This window comes from Candidatus Nitrosotalea sp. FS, from assembly GCF_011319475.1.
Taxonomy (GTDB): Archaea; Thermoproteota; Nitrososphaeria; order Nitrososphaerales; family Nitrosopumilaceae; genus Nitrosotalea.
Genome location: NZ_RCMC01000012.1, coordinates 1 through 17,197, shown reverse-complemented (window position 1 = coordinate 17,197; position 17,197 = coordinate 1). Strand labels below are relative to the sequence as shown.

The window sequence follows — 17,197 nt, the reverse complement described above, 5'->3', positions numbered from 1 at the left end:
TTCTTTTTACTTTTGGTTTTGCAAACAAGCCCTCCAGTCAAAAAATTGATGACGGATTACAGTTAACTGACGTATACATCACCGCATCAGCACGCTGCGCACCACCTGAGAACAAGCCTACAAANCGCATCAGCACGCTGTGCCCCACCTGAAAACAAGCCTACAAAAGAAGAGCTTGACAATTGCTTCCCATTTCTTGTCGAGGAGCTAAATATACTGCAAAATATCAAGGTGATAGTTTNCATGGTGGAAACAGAACAGGAAGGATGTTCACAGGAGACAGTTCAGGTGATTGGGTTGCAAAAGTTCTTTTTACATTTGGTTTTGCAAACAAGCCTTCCAGTCAGAAAATTGATGATGGATTACAGTTAACTGATGCATACATTACCGCATCAGCACGCTGTGCCCCACCTGAAAACAAGCCTACACGGAAGAGCTTGACAATTGTTTTCCATTTCTTGTAGAGGAGCTAAGTATACTGCAAAATGTAAAANTCTTGTAGAGGAGCTACGTATACTGCAAAATGTAAAAATAATAATTTGTCTTGGCAGAATAGCGTTTGATACCTGTTGCAAGTTATTAGATATCAAACACGCCAAATTCTCACATGGTGCAAAATTTACTCATGAAAAATTTGTTGTCATTTGTTCGNAAATATCAAGGTGATAGTTTGTCTTGGCAGGATAGCATTTGATACATGTTGCAAGTTATTAGATATCAAACACGCTAAATTCTCTCATGGTGCAAAATTTACCCATGAAAAGTATATTGTCATTTGTTCATACCATCCAAGCAGACAGAATACACAGACTGGAAGATTGACATGGAACCAATGGTCTTCTGTATTTTCAGATGCANAGAATACACAGACTGGAAGACTGACATGGAACCAATGGTCCTCAGTGTTTTCAGATGCAAGAAACACCCTTTCATAGAATCACACAAAAGGATTCAAGATAGAATTTTCAGATCAGGCCAAGGTTTTTTGTAAAAAGAAGATAAAAAGAAGACGCATTCGCCAGTCTCCCCATCCGAGCTTCCCTACTCGTATGTTGATTGTGACGATACGCCGGAGGGTGATGGAACTGATGGGAATCTGTCGCCAATCTGCTGTTCTGCAACTGCAGATGCTTCTTGCAAAATCCTTTCTGTCTCTTCGTTTGATGCATCAGTGTCGACGCTAAAGTCTCCACCTGCTAGTGAGTCCATCATCAAACCATTGAGAGTCTGTGTCATTGCATTGAGTTCAGAATCTGCTTCTGGCATGAACCTTCCAAGTGATGATTTGAGTCCTTTCATTGTGGACATTGCAGGGGCGATTGCTACCATTGCATCACCGAGGTCATGTATTGTGGTTAGACGCAATTGTACTTGCTCTAATGCCATTCTAGCATTTCCTAACATCTTTGACACTTTTCTAATCTCAGCTAGTTCGTTTGACAGAACTCTACTTGTTGCTGCATCGTGATGTTGCATTGCGGCTACGATTCTCTTGAACAACTGAGCATCTCTTTCTCTCAGTTTGCCCAACATAGAATCCATCTTCGATATTTGACCCTGTAACTTGTTCACAGCTTGCTCAATCCTAGGTTTTAGAGCGCCTTGTGGTTTTACAGTTTCACGTAATTTTTCTGATATACCAACAGACTCAGGTCGAGTCCAGGTCTTATCGAAGCCGGTCATGCGGGGTAGTCCAAAAGTTGCTTCTTAATGGAAGGTGTATACATTCCTCAACACTAGGCTAAATTTAGCTAACAAAACGTAAATCACTCTTTTTGTGGTTTGATGGTATAATGGCAAAGATAGCAGTCTTTGATTCTGGCATGGGTTCACTTTCAGTGATAAAACCAATACAAAAAAGAATCAAGGCAGAAATAATCTATTTTGCAGACCAAAAAAATTACCCATATGGCACCAAGACTGTACCCCAACTTGACAAAATAATACAGTCCACAATTTCAAAATTGCAAGAAAAATTTTCTCCAGATGTTATAGTAGTTGGCTCCAACACACCATCGTTGTTGTTGCACATAGAAAAAAAAGACAAGATAATTGGAGTATATCCACCACTAAAGGAGGCTGCATCCAAAACAAGATCTGGAAAAATCGGCATACTTGTAACAAGATCAGTTGTGAAAAGCAAGACACTTGATAGATACATCAAAAAAAATATTTCATCCAAGATTCATGTAACAAAGATTAATGCAACACTACTTGTAGACTTGGTCNGCTGCATCCAAAACAAGATCAGGAAAGATTGGCATACTTGCAACAAGATCAGTTGTAAAAAGCAAGACACTTGACAGATACATTAAAAAAAATATTCCATCCAGGATTGATGTCACAAAGATTAATGCAACTCCACTTGTAGACTTGGTGGAATCCGGAAAATTCATTTCGCAAAAACAATTATCAAAAGATACTATACAAAAAATCATCAAGCCATATGTAGAAAATAATACAGATGTATTTACGTTATCAAGCACACACTTGCCATTTCTTATGCCAATTCTAAAAGAACTGTTTCCAGGCATAACATTTCTAGATCCTGCAGATACAGTGGCTAAGCGTGNAAAATAATATAGATGTGTTTACATTATCAAGCACACACTTGCCATTTCTTGTGCCAATTCTAAAAGAATTGTTTCCAGGTATAACATTTCTAGATCCTGCAGATACAGTAGCTAAACGTGTTGCAAATATATCAAAACACAAATCAACAAAATCTAGATTAAAAATTTATACATCAGGAGATGTTGATGCGTTTCAAAAACAATTACAAAAAATAGGAATCAAAAACAAAGTGAATCCATTATGATTTTACTTGGGCCTTTCTGTATCCATGAGTAAATGTCTTGTCATACAGTTTTGAATACTCGTATGATTTTGGATTTACAACATCTCCAATTATGATAATTGCAGTCCTTGTTATTTTTTCATCGCGTATCTTTTTTGCAATATCCTCTAGTGTTCCCGTTATTTTCTTCTCATCACTCCAGCTTGCCCTGTAAACCACTCCAACAGGTGTTGATTTGGGATATCCACCCTTGATTGCCTCTTGTACGATCTTTGGTAGGAGATGAATGCTGAGATAAAATATCAATGTGGCCTTGTGTTTGGCAAGCTCTGAAATTTGTTCTCGCTTTGGAACCTTGGTTCGCGATTCAGCCCTTGTTACAATGATTGTCTGAGTGACACCTGGCAGTGTGAGCTCACACCCAAGTGCAGCAGCTGATGCCAAAAATGACGTGATTCCAGGTACTACCTCATAGTCTATTCCTTCTTTTTTTAGATTGTCTGTTTGCTCCCTGATTGCACCATAGATGCTTGGGTCCCCGTCATGCAATCTTACAACAAGTTTTCCTTTCAATGCATTCTCTTTTAAAATCTTGAAGATATCTTCTCTTACAAGTTTTGCAGCATCATGAAGTTGTGATTTTTTGCATATCTTGATGATTTCTGGTGGAATTAGTGACCCGGAATATACAATAACGTCAGCCTTTTGAATCAGTTTTTTTGCCTTTACTGTTATCAGTTCAGGATCTCCTGGGCCANGGGTCCCCGTCATGCAATCTTACAACAAGTTTTCCTTTCAGTGCATTCTCTTTTAGAATCTTGAAGATGTCTTCTCGTACAAGTTTTGCAGCATCATGGAGTTGTGATTTTTTGCACATCTTGATAATCTCTGGTGGAATTAACGATCCAGAGTAAACTATAACGTCAGCCTTTTGAATTAGTTTTTTTGCCTTTATTGTTATCAGTTCGGGATCTCCTGGGCCGCAGCCTACAAAGTATACCTTATGCACGCTTTACCACCATTATTGAAAAATATTTTGTAGTCATGGTATCTTTTGTAACTTGACCCAGTGTTAACTTTTTGATTATCTCCTGGTCAGTTCCAATGTCTTGTCCAATTGCAAAGATTGAGCTGTCTGGAAATCCAGCTTCTCGAAGTAATGCTATCACTTGATCAAAGTATCTCCCGTCTTTTAGAAATATCATGGTATCGCAATTTTTTGCAGTCTCCTTTACTCGCGATAGATCATAGCAAGACGGAATCACTGCCATGGTCTCTGCACCTTCTGCAAGACTGATTCCAACTTTTGATGCAAAAGTAAACATGGAAACAATTCCCGGTATGACGCTTATCTTAATCTGTGGATATTTTCCTTGTAATTCTCTGTCAATGTATATCCATGTGCTGTAAAGATATGGATCGCCAACTGTAAGATAGACTACTTTTTTTCCAGAAAGAACTTTTTCTGCAATGACTTGGGCATTTTGGAGCCAACTGTTTTCAAGTGTGTCTTTTTCTTTTACCATTGGAAATACCAGGTTGACAACTTCGGGTTTTTTTGACTTGTCTACTAGTGATTCAATAATAGAATAAACAATGCTTGGTTTTCCTTCCTTAGAGGTAGGACATACAATAACTTCGGCATTTTGTATTGCTTTTACTGCTTTTACCGTTAAAAGCTCTGGATCGCCAGGTCCGCATCCAACACAGATAAGATCAGGCATTGATTGCAATCAAAATTGTACCTAATTAAAATCTAGATTTTGGTTGCAGATATTATGGTAACAGGATTTCTTGCAAGGAACATGGTGCCAGTCGAAGTTTTTTTGCTCTTGGATATGGTTACCTGAATGATATCAACTGATGAAAATTTTAGCTTTTCAATTACATTTAGCACAGAATACAGTGTTTCAACCAAAATGGTTCCTATCACTATTCTTCCTCCCTGTTTTAGTTTTGATTCACACAGTTTTATTATGTCAGCAGTCTCCCCACCTGTTCCTCCGATAAATATGGCATCTGCCACTGGCAACTCGTCAATTTTTTGCATAGCATTTCCTAGAATTACAGACACATTAGATATCTGGAACTTTTCCAAGTTTTTCTTTGTAAGTTCTACTGCATTTTGGTCAATGTCTATTGAAAAGACCTTGCCAGAGAATCCCACCTGGTTTGCAGCCTCGATCGATATCGACCCGCTTCCACATCCAACATCATATACTGTCTGCCCAGCTGAGAGTCTTGCCTTACTTATCTGTATAACTCGAACTTCCTCTTTTGTNCAGTTCCTCCGATAAATATGGCATCTGCCACTGGCAGCTCGTTAATTTTTTGCATAGCGTTTCCCAGAATTAGAGACACATTAGATATCTGGAATTTTTCCAAGTTTTTCTTTGTAAGTTCGACTGCATTTGAGTCAATGTCTATTGAAAAGACCTTGCCAGAAGGTCCCACCTGGTTTGCAGCCTCGATTGATATCGACCCGCTTCCACATCCAACATCATATACTGTCTGTCCAGCTGAGAGTCTTGCCTTGCTTATCTGTATAACTCGAACTTCTTCTTTTGTAATTGGTACATCCTCTACTCTTTCAAATAATTCATCAGGAATTCCAGGAGTGCGATGTTTCCACATTTAGTTTACCTGAAGCCTGGTTAATATTTAGAACTACCTGACTGTTGCAATTCCCACATCGGGATGAATTAGTGTATTTACCAAAATCCAACAAAAGATGAACATCAAAAAATAGCTTCCATATCCTGTTGTAATGAGTTTTTTCTTGTCTGAGATTGGAATAGGAATCCTCATAGATTTTGCTATTACGTATGAACCAGCGAATAAAATTATCATTATTCCAAATCCCAGTACTACCCTAGATGATTCGACTTGACCGTTTCCAATGAGTGCAGAAAGGGATCCGGCCAGCACTCCCATACCTACANTTCCATACCCTGTTGTAATGAGTTTTTTCTTGTCTGATATCGCAATAGGAATCCTCATAGATTTTGCTACTGCATATGAAACAACAAATAAGATTATCATTATTCCAAATCCCAGCGCTACTCTAGATGATTCTGCTTGATCGTTTCCAATAATTGCAGAAAGGGATCCGGCTAGCACTCCCATACCTACCCGTAGCCAGAATAATTTATCCAGTCCACCTTTTACCTTTGATTCTTCGGTTTGGCTAGTACCTGGTGAGCCTACAGGATTGTCCTTTGTATTATCATCAACATCGGGTTTTTCATCTCCCTTTTTCTTTGGATGTCTTACCAACTAAATTTTCAAAATCACTCGGTTTAATCCCGTTTAAAATGTTTGGTTACAATAGTAAAGGTATAATCAGCGTCAAGAAGAGTTAGGTATCATGACGCTTGCAGGTATAGAACTACGTTATCTAATTACAGAGATGAACAAGCAAGTAAAGGACTATTATGTAAGCAACATTTACGGTGTAAGTCGCAGTAGCATTCTTTTCAAATTGCATCATGCAGAAAAGCCAGATTTACTCATAATGTTCTCAACTTTTGGCTTGTGGGTAACTGGCATAAAAATAAATCAAATGGAAGAGAACCGGCTGATAAAACGATTAAGAAATGATCTTTTGCGAAGCAAGATATCAGAGATAAAACAGCTTGGCAGCGAAAGAATTGTCTACATGACATTTTCAGGATTTGACCAAGAATTTATCTTGGTTGGAGAGTTCTTCGGAGACGGCAATATCATATTGTGTAATAAAGAAATGAAAATTCTTTCCTTGTTGCATTCAATTGATGTACGACACAGAAAGCTTGCAGTAGGATTGAATTATGTTCCTCCTCCATCTTCTGGATTAAACATTTTAGAAGTTACAAAAGAAAATATCCAAGAGATCAAGACAAGTTCTGCACCAGTTGTAAGATGGATAGGAAGAACACTGGGACTTCCAGGAAAATATGCCGAAGAGATAGTCAAGATAAGCAATTTGAATCCAGAGAAATTAGGAAATACATTATCTGACAAGGAAGTTGAAGATATTTTTCATGCAACAAAAGGCCTAATTGATAAAGTGACAACCGGGGATCATGACGCATACATAATACGGGATACAAAAAGTTCAGATGTCATCCCAGTAGCTCTTGGTGACATGGGTCAAAGAACTAATGTAATGAAAGTGCCTAGCTTCATGGAGGGNACACTTTTTTCAGAGAATCTTCTTGAACAAGGAAAATCATCGCAATCCACTACAGCAAACCAGAAGATCATCGAGCTTGAACACAAACTTGAGGAACAGAACAAGGCAATTTTGCTAGTAAAGGAAAGATCAAGTTCAATCTCTAGTGTTGCAAAGGCGCTTCTTGAGATATCATATACAGGCATAACATCGNTCACAAACTGCAAGAGAGAGCGGTATTTTTCTGATAAACGTCAACGGTGAAAAAATAAAAATTGACGCCAATTCATCAATCCAAGCAATTGCGTCGACATTATTTAACGAGTCAAAGAAACAGATGAGGGCAACTGATACCATCAATCTAGAAAAGAAAAAGACTGAGAAAAGTTTGGAGCTTGTCAAAAAGCAAGCAAGTGTTGCACAGAATTCCATAGTATTTGCAGTTCAAAAAAAGAAGGAATGGTTTGAAAGATACAGATGGTTCATCACATCAGATGGCCATCTAGCAATAGGAGGACGTGATGCATCATCAAATTCAGCAGTGATAAGAAAACATCTCAACAAGAACGACATGGTATTTCATGCAGAGATTGTAGGATCGCCATTTTTCCTTTTAAGAGAATGTACAGAAAACGATCTTGCCAGTGTAAAAGAAGTTNCGACATGGTGTTTCATGCAGAGATTGTAGGATCGCCATTCTTCCTTTTACGAGAAAGTACAGAAAATGATCTTGCCAGTGCAAAAGAAGTCGCACAGGCTACAGTATGTTTTAGCAGGGCATGGAGAGCAGGAGTATACGGATTAAATGCATATTGGATAAAGCCAGATCAGGTCAAGACTGCTGCACCAAGCGGACAGTTCATCGCAAAAGGATCATTTGTAATTGAGGGATCTAGAAACTTTGTACAAGTAACTTCATTGCAACTGTCAATCGGTCTGTATGAAAAAGATGAGAGTTATCTTTTGATGAGCGGAACACCGCAAGCAATAAAGAAAAATTGCATCTATTACATCACCATAGAGCCATCCGGGATGGACATGACAGAGTTTGCAAAGAAAATAAAACTAGAATTCATGAAATTCAAAGAAAAAGAAGATATCGTGAGAGCAATCTCAATTGATGATTTCATAAGAGTCCTTCCTGCAGGTGAGAGCCACATAGTAGAAGCAGGTCAGGGGGAGGCATACAATTGAGCGCAGACAAACCAAATTTTGTGGTAGATTCAATGTTAGGTAATCTAGCAAAGAAATTGAGAATACTAGGATATGATTCCAAGTATTTTTCCTCAATTGAAGATGACAAGCTAATCTTGATAGCAAAAAATGAAAAACGTATAATCCTAACAAAAGATGAGCAGTTAAGCAAAAATGCAGAAAAACAAAACATTGGATGTGTCCTCATCAGAGGAAGTGATGAGCTTGAACAAATTATGCAGATAAATGCAAAGATCAAGTTTGATAAATTTGTGATGGATACAAACAATTCCCGATGCATTGCATGTAATGGAATTTTGCAGCCAGTTGAAAAATACAGAATCATAGGAAAGATTCCAGAAGGAGTCTTGGAACGAGAAAAAAAGTTTTGGATGTGTGATTCCTGCAAAAAGATTTACTGGGAGGGAACCCATTTTGAAAAACTTCAAGAGTTTGTATCCAGATTAAATGATAGAATGGAATTGATTGTATCAGATGAAGACGGTCAAACATTGGTAAAGACTGCACGCCTAGTTGTTACACAATACATCAAAGAGGGGGAAAAAATCGAATTATCAAATGATATCAAATCCAGGTTTTCATTCAAGTCAGGAGTATTTGTTACACTAGATAAAGAAGACAACCTGAGAGGATGCATAGGGTTTCCAACTCCTGACAGAATGCTGTACCAGTCTCTNTTGTTACACTAGACAAAGAAGACAATCTAAGAGGATGTATAGGGTTTCCAACTCCTGATAGGATGCTGCACCAGTCTNTTGTTACACTAGACAAAGAAGACAATCTAAGAGGATGTATTGGATTTCCAACTCCTGACAGGATACTGCACCAGTCGCTTGTAGACGCAGCCATTGCATCATCTACAGAGGATCCTCGCTTTCCACCTGTGAGGTTACAGGAACTAGACGATATCACGTTTGAAGTTACTATACTGACTCCGCCTGTTGAGATCAAAGTCAATGATACCTCAGAGTATCCTAAAATGATAAAGATAGGCAGAGATGGGCTCATTGTAAAATGGGAGCTTGGGTCAGGATTGCTTTTACCTCAGGTTCCTGTTGAATATGGCTGGAATGAGACAGAGTTTCTAAATCACACGTGTGAAAAAGCTGGGGCGCCTTCCAGTCATTGGAAACAAAAAAGTGTAAAGATTTCAAGATTTGAGGGAATCATATTCAAAGAGACAAAACCAAACGGGCCTGTCAAGAGACTAGAATTATAAAATTTTTCCTTCAACTGCATCAAGTGTTATTTCTTTATTTTCTTGCAGCAAATCATAATCATCTTTGCTTACAACAACTAATGGGATATTTGATATCGCACATCCAGATGCTGTTGTCAAATCAGCCTTTATGCAGATCATGGCAAGCGGTGCACACTTGTTATACTTTAGAGAATACAAAGTATATGCACCAACACTGCTTCCTATTCCAAAAGGAAATGCAAGAATTTTGTCTCCAATTGATTTTCCAAAGAGATCATGTTTTTTGTCATGCACTATGCCTGTCTTTTTATCAATTCCGCCAAGAAAGTTTATCGGATTTTTAGCTACAAGTAGCGGACCTTTTGTTTTTCCTCGAACAATTACCTTGACGTTCATCTTGTCTCCTCCTCCACAATTCTTTTGAGACTTTTGAGATTTACATCGACCTTGTTAGAACTTTTCAGATAGTATGCACCCTTGACACTATTTGTAACAACAGAATCTACCTCTTTGTTATCAACTAGTGGAGACAGACAAGTACAACAATCATACAAGATTTCTCCGCCTGCTCGTTCTATCTCCTTGGAATAACCTAAATCTCTTATTTGCCCTTGAATTGCACGTGGACAAAATATCATGCAACGTTTTTGAAACGACCTTCCCTTTAGCATTGAGGCCAGATCGCCAATCTCTTCAATGCCAAGTTGAGGACTGCCAAGTGTTATCAAATCACCTTTCTCAGAAGTATTAAGTTCATCATGAATTTTTTGCATCTCATTTTTATCAAAATCAATCTTCTCACCTTCTTCTTCGCCAAACGTGAACATGCCACAAGCACCAGATGTACCCATACCAGCACACAAGGATTTGCAANAGCATTCCATAGGTTAGCTCATCACATGATTCTACCTTCATACGAATTGTCAAGTTTGGTTTTCTTACGCTGTCATCTCTTAGATCAGAGTATGGACTTTTTCCCGTAAGTGCACTGGCAAGAGCACTAAATGCACCTTCTTTGTTTGTCTTGAGTCCAGAAAATGAGTTTGCATAGATTGCAGCGTTGCTTTCTGCAAAAGAAACATGAGTTCCTTGTTTTGGAACATCAAAGATTTCATATGGAATGCAAGAATATGACGGAATGACTCCCATTTTTTCATAAGAGTTCTTGATGCTACGCTGATTTTCAATGAACTTGTCATCAAGATGATATCGTGAAACTGAATCAAAATCAAACCCCATTGGATTTACTGTTGTTTTTACCTTGAATTTGGCATCTTGGCTTAGATTTGCAAGAAATTCTTTTCCTGCATCCCCTATTGTATTATAATTGACTCCAGACAAGTGAGCCCACTCGATTGGAATTAATCTATCTGCACCTGATGCTTCCCCAATTGCTACAAGAGTGCGATATGCAAGGGCAAGAGTTTCGCCTTGCTTTCCATCAAGTGCTGCTTCCTCTTCTCTTGTTAGTTCCAATACACGCCTTTGTTATAACAGATATAATACTTGTGTGTTCAACATAACATCAATTGGAAAAGATCAGAAGAATTTTAGACGGTATGATCTCAACAATGAATTCTGTCAAGCCACCTCGTATGACAGCTCTCAGGGAACTACGCGAGGCTGAAAATGGAAGTCCTCTAAGCATCTTGATAGGTACAATACTTTCTGCAAGAACAAGAGACGAGAGCACAGCAGCTGTGGTCAAGGTATTGTTCTCAAAATACAAGACTGCAAACGCGCTTGCAAGAGCAAAGTTATCAGATGTTGAAAAGATAATCAAGCGAACAGGCTTCTATCATGTCAAAGCAAAAAGAATAATCGAGGTTGCATCAATCATAGATTCAAAATATTCAGGAAAGGTCCCTAAGACCATGGAAGATTTATTGAATTTGCCTGGAGTTGGAAGAAAGACTGCAAATTGTGTTCTAGTTTATGCTTTTGATGAACCGGCAATACCTGTTGATACACATGTGCATCGAATTTCTAATAGACTAGGACTGGTGCAAACAAAAACCCCAGAAGAGACAGAGACAGAGTTGATGAAAAAAATTCCTCGGAAACATTGGCTTAGAATAAACGATACTTTTGTCATGTATGGCCAAAATATTTGCAAGCCAATTTCACCGATGTGTTCTGTCTGTCAGATAAAAAAAGACTGTAACTATTACAAAAATATCAAAAGCTAGGGTGATTTATTTTCAGAGACTTTTTTTGTTTCTTCGGTTCGGTTCTTTGTTTTTAACAATACAACAATCAATGCTACTGTTACTGCAAGTACCATAAATGGCATGTAGAAGATTATATTTTGAGATGGATCTCCAGAAAGAATACTAAAAGTCAATGCACCGGATTCTACTGGTGGAGGATCAGAAGCCGAGTTCATTCCAGAAACAGTAAACTCTCTCATAGTAAAGCCGGCTACATCCAGGTTGGAAACTGCTTCCTTTGATCCAACACTTACAGTGAGACCACCACTGCTTGAGTGAGTTGCTGTGATAAGTTTGTCAGGAGTCCAGCCAATCTTTTTTTCATCGTGAATCATAAAGTATCCGTCTTCAGGAGTATTTACTGCAACCCAGAATCGATAATCAGGTGGGCCTCCCATTCCAATTTCGATAAACTTTGGTGTATGAATATCCNCTTCAGGAGTATTTACTGCAACCCAGAATCGATAATCAGGCTGACCTCCCATTCCAATTTCGATAAACTTTTGCGTATGAATATCTTCATACAATCTTACTACAACATTTCCTTCTTGATTTGTATACTGGAGCTTGTTTTGCATTTCAAGTTCCCAGTTGGTTACATGCTCGTGATCAAGCTTGAAGAGTGTAGCATTTTTGCTATAGACATTAAATGCAGTATATGGCACTTGAAGGGAATCATATCGCTCAGACTTGTTCATGGTTGATTCTTGAGCATAAACAGGTAAAAATGAACCTGCCAACAAGAGCACAGCTAGCAAGACACGCATGATCTGCAATGATATCATTTCAATAAAAATCTAGTCTACGAATGGATTAGCTAACTTTGTTAGGACTTGGAATACTTCGGGCCTCATCATGTATTCAGAGGGACTCTGCTTGTCAAGAATCATTGCTCTAAGTTTTGTGCCACTCAGGCTTTCTTGATGTTCTGCACCATGCGGACAATTTCGCTCGCTTGCAAATGACAGACATTTTCTACAATAGAAAAATGCAGGAAAGAAAATTGGTTCAATGCCAATGTCAGGATACAAGTCAAAGATCTTTTGTGAAGCAAATGGATCATAGTATGTACCCACACCTGCATGATCTCGTCCTATGATGATATTGGTACATCCAAAGTTTTTTCTCATTATAGAATGATGTATTGCCTCTTTTGGTCCTGCATATCTCATTTCTGTATGCAAGGTACCAAGATAACATCGGTTTAGAGGATAATAATGAGATATGAGAGTCTCATAAGAAGCAACAATTGCCTCATCTTTGTAATCTCCTGACTTTTTCTTTCCTACAAGAGGGTTCACAAATAGTCCATCATGCGTATTAAGAGAGGCTTTCTGAAGCATCTCATGTGCAACATGTGGAACATTTCTTGTTTGAAATGCCACAATTGTTTTCCATCCAGCCTTTTGGAAGAAATCTCTTGTTTCAATAGGTGTCTTCCTGTATCTTCTGATTTGAGTTTCATCTGATCTTTTTACATAGTCAATTTTTCCACCGACAAGAAACTCTTTCATGCCCATAGTTTTTGCCACGCCGGGATGTTTTGGATCAGATGTACCATAGACTTTGCTTGAAACTAAATTTTTATCAAAAGTATAGACATCTTCTACATGTAAAATTGCAAAATTTTTCCCACCTACATTCAGTGCAACATCTCCAGCATCTTTCATCTTTGTAGCAGTGTCCTTGTCTACATCAAGTACGATTGGAACTGTCCATGGCAAGTCATTTGCTAACCTACCTTGAGAAACTACTTTATCAAAATCTTCTTGTACTAGAAATCCTTCAAGCGGACTAAAAATTCCATCAGCAATGTTTTCGATATCATTTGCCAGATCAAAGCTAACAGCAACTGAAAACAACTGGTTTGGATCTTTGTTTGCAATTTTGTTTACTAATTTGCCACCATGTGGCTTTGCTACACCAACNAGCAACTGAAAACAACTGGTTTGGATCTTTGTTTGCAATTCTGTTTACTAGTTTGCCACCGTGTGGCTTTGCTACACCGATGTTTGCCAATTATATCACTTACCGTGGTCCGCATGCAATCCACATTCTTTTTGTGAGTCAGACTCCCACCACCAACGTCCTGCTCGGAGTGGTTCTCCAGATTTGATTGCGCGTGTACATGGCTCACATCCAATGCTAGGAAATCCCTTGTCATGCAATTTGTTATATGGAATGTCATGTTTTTTGATATAATCCCAGGTTTGTTCCCAGGTCCATTCGATTATAGGATTTATCTTGATGATGCCGTTGTGTTGTTCATCAAATTCTATTTTATTTGCGCTTGATCTTACCTCAGTTTGATCTGCCCTTAATCCCGTAATCCATCCATCCAATGTCAAAAGAATCCTATTTAGCGGATGGACTTTTCTTATACCACAACAGAGCTTTCTATTGCCTACACTATCATAGAATAGATTCAATCCGTTTACGCGAACCATTTGTTCCACTTCGTTCTGATCTGGAAACATCACTTCTAGATTTACATTGTATTTTTTACGTATTGCATCCATGACGTCGTATGTTTCTTGATTGAGTCTTCCAGTATCAAGAGTAAAGACTCTTGCTTTCGGGTTTATCTTCATCAGCATATCAATTACGACAACATCTTCTGCACCAAAACTTGATGCCATAGCTATTCTAGGATGTAGATTGTCTAATGACCATTTCAAAACTTCTTGAGGAGTTTTTAGACTTTCATTTAACTGCTGTATCTGTGTAGCAGTAAACTTTGACATGATAAAAATTATCATCATTCGTCATATAATTATTTAGGTAAAACAGTGACGTTTTAGAGTTATAAATAAGATAAACAATGAAAACACAATGTCAGAAAAAACTGTGCTTGTTATTTTTCCATCCATGTATTCTCTGAACAAAATAAACAATCTTTCAACAAATATCTCAAAAATTCTAAAGATGAGAGACCAACGTCATGATGGTGTAAGGAAAAATGAATCATTGATTATCGTGGAAGCAGCTGATCCGGTTCTTGCTTCATCATCGGTGAATCTTTTATTTGGAATAGACAAAATTGCAATTGCAAAGGAAATAGATAGCAACTTTGAATCTGTTTTGTCAGTCATTACAAATACTGCTTTGAGTCTGCTCTTAAAGGGAGAGAAATTTTATGTCAAAATTGATGGAAAGACTAGAAAGTTCTTGGCAAAAGATCTAGAGGGTGCAGCTACTGCTATGCTAGTAGACAAGTGTACGTCTCTTGAGGCAAAACCTGGTTCAGAATCAAATCATGATAGATTGGTATACGTTTACTTGACAGACTTGTATGCATATGTCTGTATTTTTATCGATAAAGGATTAGGCGGCCTTCCATACAATTCACAAAAAGAAAAAATTCTATGTTGCATTCATGATGAGTTATCTGCAATAGCTTGCCTTCAAACCATAAAGATGGGTTTTGAGGTAAAGATTTTGGTTTGTTACCGTAATGAATCAGATTNATGATAGATTGGTATACGTTTACTTGACAGATTTGTATGCTTATGTCTGTATTTTTATCGACAAGGGATTAGGCGGCCTTCCATATAATTCTCAAAAAGAAAAAATTCTTTGTTGTATTCATGATGAGCTCTCTGCGATAGATTGCCTTCAGACCATAAAGATAGGTTTTGAGGTAAAGATTCTGGTTTGCTATCGTAATGAATCAGATCTGCTCAAACTAGTGAAGATCATAAACAGGATACTGCCAAGAATCATTGAAGAAAAAATAATTCTTCATGTATGCAAGATGAATGGATCTTCAGGACTACCTACTACAATTAGTGCAATAACCCAGTTGATGATATCAATAGCGTCAAGGGAAAAGATTGGAAGAATTTCCTTAGGCATGTCACCCATGATCTTCCCAGCGTCTTTTTGCGAATACAACGCAAACATGGTAGCCCAGAACAAGATCATTCCATGGTTTTCTCTTTCTNTCATAAACAGGATACTGCCAAGAATCATTGAAGAAAAAATTATTCTTCACGTATGTAAGATGAATGGGTCTTCAGGACTGCCGGCTACAATTAGCGCAATAACCCAGTTGACGATATCAATAGCGTCAAGGGAAAAGATTGGAAGAATTTCCTTGGGCATATCACCCATGATCTTCCCAGTGTCTTTTTGCGAATATAACGCAAACATGGTAACCCAAAACAAGATCATTCCATGGTTTTCTCTTTCGGGAATTGATTCTGAAATCTTTGAGAATGCAAAAGAGATAGGATTAGAAAAATATATTTCTAATTTGGAGGATCTGTGTAAAAAACATACCAATTATAGTAAAATCTCCACGTCTATTGTATCAAGACACGCAAAAGATGCGCTAAAGACTCTCAAGCGAATTACAGTTACTGCAGGTCCAAAGAACATATACGATATAATTGATTCATTGAAAACAAATCATTGAGAATTTAAACCGGTCGGATTTACTTGCTTTTATGAAAAAGATAGGGGGATTCATCTATCCTTGGGGAAATGGTCATTTTACAAGAATGATGCATCTAGACGAGACAATTCAGGATACAATGAGAGACAATGTTGAGATGCATTATACAAGCAGTGGCGAGATTTATCAAAAGCTTATGCAAAAATTTGCCCAGAAAAAAGAGATACAATTCACCATATCGAGATGCCCACACCCATAGATGGCAAAAAGGGTCCAAGCATTGCTTTATCATCACTTAATTTTCTCTTACCGATATCTGGAAGACCTCCCCTTCTCTCAGTTGTAACCAAATACTTAAGAAATGAAGGTAGACTATACAATAATCAAAAATTTGATCTGGTAGTAAATGATGGCGATGTAGGATCAAATGCAATTGCACAAAGAAGAAATGTCAAGTGTGTCTTCATCACAAACCAGTTCAGGCCAAANAAAAGGGTCCAAGCATTGCTTTATCATCTCTTAATTTTCTCCTGCCAGTATCTGGAAGGCCTCCTCTACTTTCAGTTGTAACCAAATACCTAAGAAATGAAGGTAGACTATACAATAATCAAAAATTTGATCTGGTAGTAAATGACGGCGACGTAGGATCAAATGCAATTGCACAAAGAAGAAACGTCAAGTGTGTCTTCATCACAAACCAGTTCAGACCAAAGCTCTGGGCATCTAGATTTTATCTTTATCCCGGAGTCAGATATGTATCAAACAATATTGAAAGAGCAACAAAGATAGTGATTGCAGACTCTCCTCCTCCTTATACCATATGCGAATACAATCTCAACTTTCCTGAAAGATTAAAAGAAAAAGTTGTGTATGTGGGTCATTTTTCAAATGGCAAGATAACACATTCCAAGCCCAAATCAGATGCAGAAAAACTAGTTGAAAGTGTAGACAGTNATGGCAAGATAACACATTCCAAGCCCAAATCAGACACGGAGAAACTGGTTGAAAATGTAGAAAGCTTTGGATATTGGATGATAACAGGAAACAAGTCAACAAAGAAAATAACTTTGGAAAATTACAAGAAAGCCTTCAGTAGTTCAGAGATGACTGGAGAAAGAAGAATAATCTCACATGCAAGCTCTGATCCATCTCTTGACAAAGTGCTAGGCAAGGACGGAAAAACATATTCCATTGTTGAAGCATTGGAGAAAAAAATTGACTGGAT

12 protein-coding genes and 9 pseudogenes are annotated in these 17,197 nt (G+C 38.0%); 10 read left to right on the top strand and 11 right to left on the bottom strand.

Annotation, left to right across the window (positions count from 1 at the left end; genetic code table 11):
* Positions 1-242: 242 nt before the first annotated feature.
* Both DYY66_RS00250 and DYY66_RS15375 read left to right on the top strand, forming a co-directional pair.
* Positions 243-464: uracil-DNA glycosylase family protein (locus DYY66_RS00250; protein ID WP_304515728.1), on the top strand; the 222-nt coding region annotated here is incomplete at its 5' end.
* 198 nt (positions 465-662) lie between these two features.
* Positions 663-857, top strand: a pseudogene (locus tag DYY66_RS15375) (uracil-DNA glycosylase family protein); the annotation flags it as partial.
* A 184-nt stretch (positions 858-1,041) separates the two neighbouring features.
* On the opposite strand, the gene DYY66_RS00240 reads toward DYY66_RS15375, so the two are convergent.
* The 6 genes and pseudogenes from DYY66_RS00240 to cbiT (DYY66_RS00200) form a co-directional block, all read right to left on the bottom strand.
* Positions 1,042-1,683: a Snf7 family protein gene (locus tag DYY66_RS00240; protein WP_166285167.1), complete on the bottom strand. Its 642-nt coding sequence runs from the start codon at positions 1,681-1,683 to the stop codon at positions 1,042-1,044.
* Positions 1,684-2,812: 1,129 nt separating this feature from the next.
* Positions 2,813-3,554 (bottom strand): annotated as a pseudogene (gene cobM / locus DYY66_RS00220) (precorrin-4 C(11)-methyltransferase); the annotation flags it as partial.
* Position 3,555: 1 nt separating this feature from the next.
* On the bottom strand, positions 3,556-3,806 hold a 251-nt coding region (locus DYY66_RS15455), incomplete at its 3' end, for an SAM-dependent methyltransferase (RefSeq protein ID WP_394352509.1).
* Positions 3,799-4,521: a precorrin-2 C(20)-methyltransferase gene (gene cobI / locus DYY66_RS00210; RefSeq protein ID WP_166285161.1), complete on the bottom strand. Its 723-nt coding sequence runs from the start codon at positions 4,519-4,521 to the stop codon at positions 3,799-3,801. The genes DYY66_RS15455 and cobI, both read right to left, overlap by 8 nt.
* A 32-nt stretch (positions 4,522-4,553) precedes the next feature.
* Positions 4,554-5,078, bottom strand: a pseudogene (gene cbiT, locus DYY66_RS00205) (precorrin-6Y C5,15-methyltransferase (decarboxylating) subunit CbiT); the annotation flags it as partial.
* 1 nt (position 5,079) lies between these two features.
* The coding region (gene cbiT / locus DYY66_RS00200; protein ID WP_166285179.1) for a precorrin-6Y C5,15-methyltransferase (decarboxylating) subunit CbiT at positions 5,080-5,431 on the bottom strand (352 nt) is incomplete at its 3' end.
* A gap of 733 nt (positions 5,432-6,164) precedes the next feature.
* On the opposite strand from cbiT (DYY66_RS00200), the pseudogene DYY66_RS13475 reads away from it, so the two are divergent.
* The 6 genes and pseudogenes from DYY66_RS13475 to DYY66_RS00180 form a co-directional block, all read left to right on the top strand.
* Positions 6,165-6,970, top strand: a pseudogene (locus DYY66_RS13475) (NFACT family protein); the annotation flags it as partial.
* 1 nt (position 6,971) lies between these two features.
* Positions 6,972-7,163 (top strand): annotated as a pseudogene (locus tag DYY66_RS13470) (hypothetical protein); the annotation flags it as partial.
* A 124-nt stretch (positions 7,164-7,287) separates the two neighbouring features.
* Positions 7,288-7,608: pseudogene (locus DYY66_RS13465) on the top strand (NFACT RNA binding domain-containing protein); the annotation flags it as partial.
* 5 nt (positions 7,609-7,613) lie between these two features.
* On the top strand, positions 7,614-8,144 hold the full coding sequence (locus DYY66_RS13460) for an NFACT RNA binding domain-containing protein (RefSeq protein WP_309223940.1): 531 nt from the start codon (positions 7,614-7,616) through the stop codon (positions 8,142-8,144).
* Between the two features lie 20 nt (positions 8,145-8,164).
* Positions 8,165-8,841: pseudogene (locus DYY66_RS15450) on the top strand (AMMECR1 domain-containing protein); the annotation flags it as partial.
* Positions 8,842-8,920: 79 nt separating this feature from the next.
* The coding region (locus tag DYY66_RS00180; RefSeq protein ID WP_166285175.1) for a TIGR00296 family protein at positions 8,921-9,384 on the top strand (464 nt) is incomplete at its 5' end.
* Here the strand turns inward: DYY66_RS00180 and DYY66_RS00175 are convergent.
* From DYY66_RS00175 to DYY66_RS13450, 3 genes and pseudogenes are all read right to left on the bottom strand, one after another.
* Entirely contained in the window at positions 9,379-9,762 is a 384-nt protein-coding gene (locus DYY66_RS00175) for an aconitase X swivel domain-containing protein (protein ID WP_166285155.1), read from the bottom strand. The two genes, DYY66_RS00180 and DYY66_RS00175, sit on opposite strands and share 6 nt — an antisense overlap.
* A pseudogene (locus DYY66_RS13455) lies at positions 9,759-10,239 on the bottom strand (aconitase X); the annotation flags it as partial. The pseudogene DYY66_RS13455 and the gene DYY66_RS00175, both read right to left, overlap by 4 nt.
* A gap of 1 nt (position 10,240) precedes the next feature.
* Positions 10,241-10,842 (bottom strand): aconitase X (locus tag DYY66_RS13450; RefSeq protein WP_255495932.1); only part of this gene is annotated, 602 nt, incomplete at its 3' end.
* A gap of 95 nt (positions 10,843-10,937) precedes the next feature.
* On the opposite strand from DYY66_RS13450, the gene nth reads away from it, so the two are divergent.
* On the top strand, positions 10,938-11,555 hold the full coding sequence (nth, locus tag DYY66_RS00165) for an endonuclease III (RefSeq protein WP_166285173.1): 618 nt from the start codon (positions 10,938-10,940) through the stop codon (positions 11,553-11,555).
* Between the two features lie 818 nt (positions 11,556-12,373).
* Here nth and sat read toward each other — a convergent pair.
* Positions 12,374-13,504, bottom strand: a pseudogene (gene sat, locus DYY66_RS00155) (sulfate adenylyltransferase); the annotation flags it as partial.
* A 96-nt stretch (positions 13,505-13,600) separates the two neighbouring features.
* Positions 13,601-14,320 carry a phosphoadenylyl-sulfate reductase gene (locus DYY66_RS00150; protein WP_166285149.1) on the bottom strand — a complete coding sequence of 240 codons (720 nt, stop codon included), beginning with the start codon at positions 14,318-14,320 and terminating at the stop codon, positions 13,601-13,603.
* A 1,704-nt stretch (positions 14,321-16,024) separates the two neighbouring features.
* Here DYY66_RS00150 and DYY66_RS00135 point away from each other — a divergent pair.
* Positions 16,025-16,231, top strand: a complete 207-nt coding sequence (locus DYY66_RS00135) for a hypothetical protein (RefSeq protein WP_166285143.1) — start codon at positions 16,025-16,027, stop codon at positions 16,229-16,231.
* Positions 16,232-17,197: the final 966 nt, after the last annotated feature.

Bases quoted from the DNA above. Each gene is read 5' to 3' on its own strand.
- DYY66_RS13460 (WP_309223940.1), top strand. From the start codon at position 7,614: ATGGTGTTTCATGCAGAGATTGTAGGATCGCCATTCTTCCTTTTACGA.
- DYY66_RS00240 (WP_166285167.1), bottom strand. From the start codon at position 1,683: ATGACCGGCTTCGATAAGACCTGGACTCGACCTGAGTCTGTTGGTATA.
- DYY66_RS00175 (WP_166285155.1), bottom strand. From the start codon at position 9,762: ATGAACGTCAAGGTAATTGTTCGAGGAAAAACAAAAGGTCCGCTACTT.
- nth (WP_166285173.1), top strand. From the start codon at position 10,938: ATGAATTCTGTCAAGCCACCTCGTATGACAGCTCTCAGGGAACTACGC.
- DYY66_RS00135 (WP_166285143.1), top strand. From the start codon at position 16,025: ATGAAAAAGATAGGGGGATTCATCTATCCTTGGGGAAATGGTCATTTT.
- DYY66_RS00150 (WP_166285149.1), bottom strand. From the start codon at position 14,320: ATGTCAAAGTTTACTGCTACACAGATACAGCAGTTAAATGAAAGTCTA.
- cobI (WP_166285161.1), bottom strand. From the start codon at position 4,521: ATGCCTGATCTTATCTGTGTTGGATGCGGACCTGGCGATCCAGAGCTT.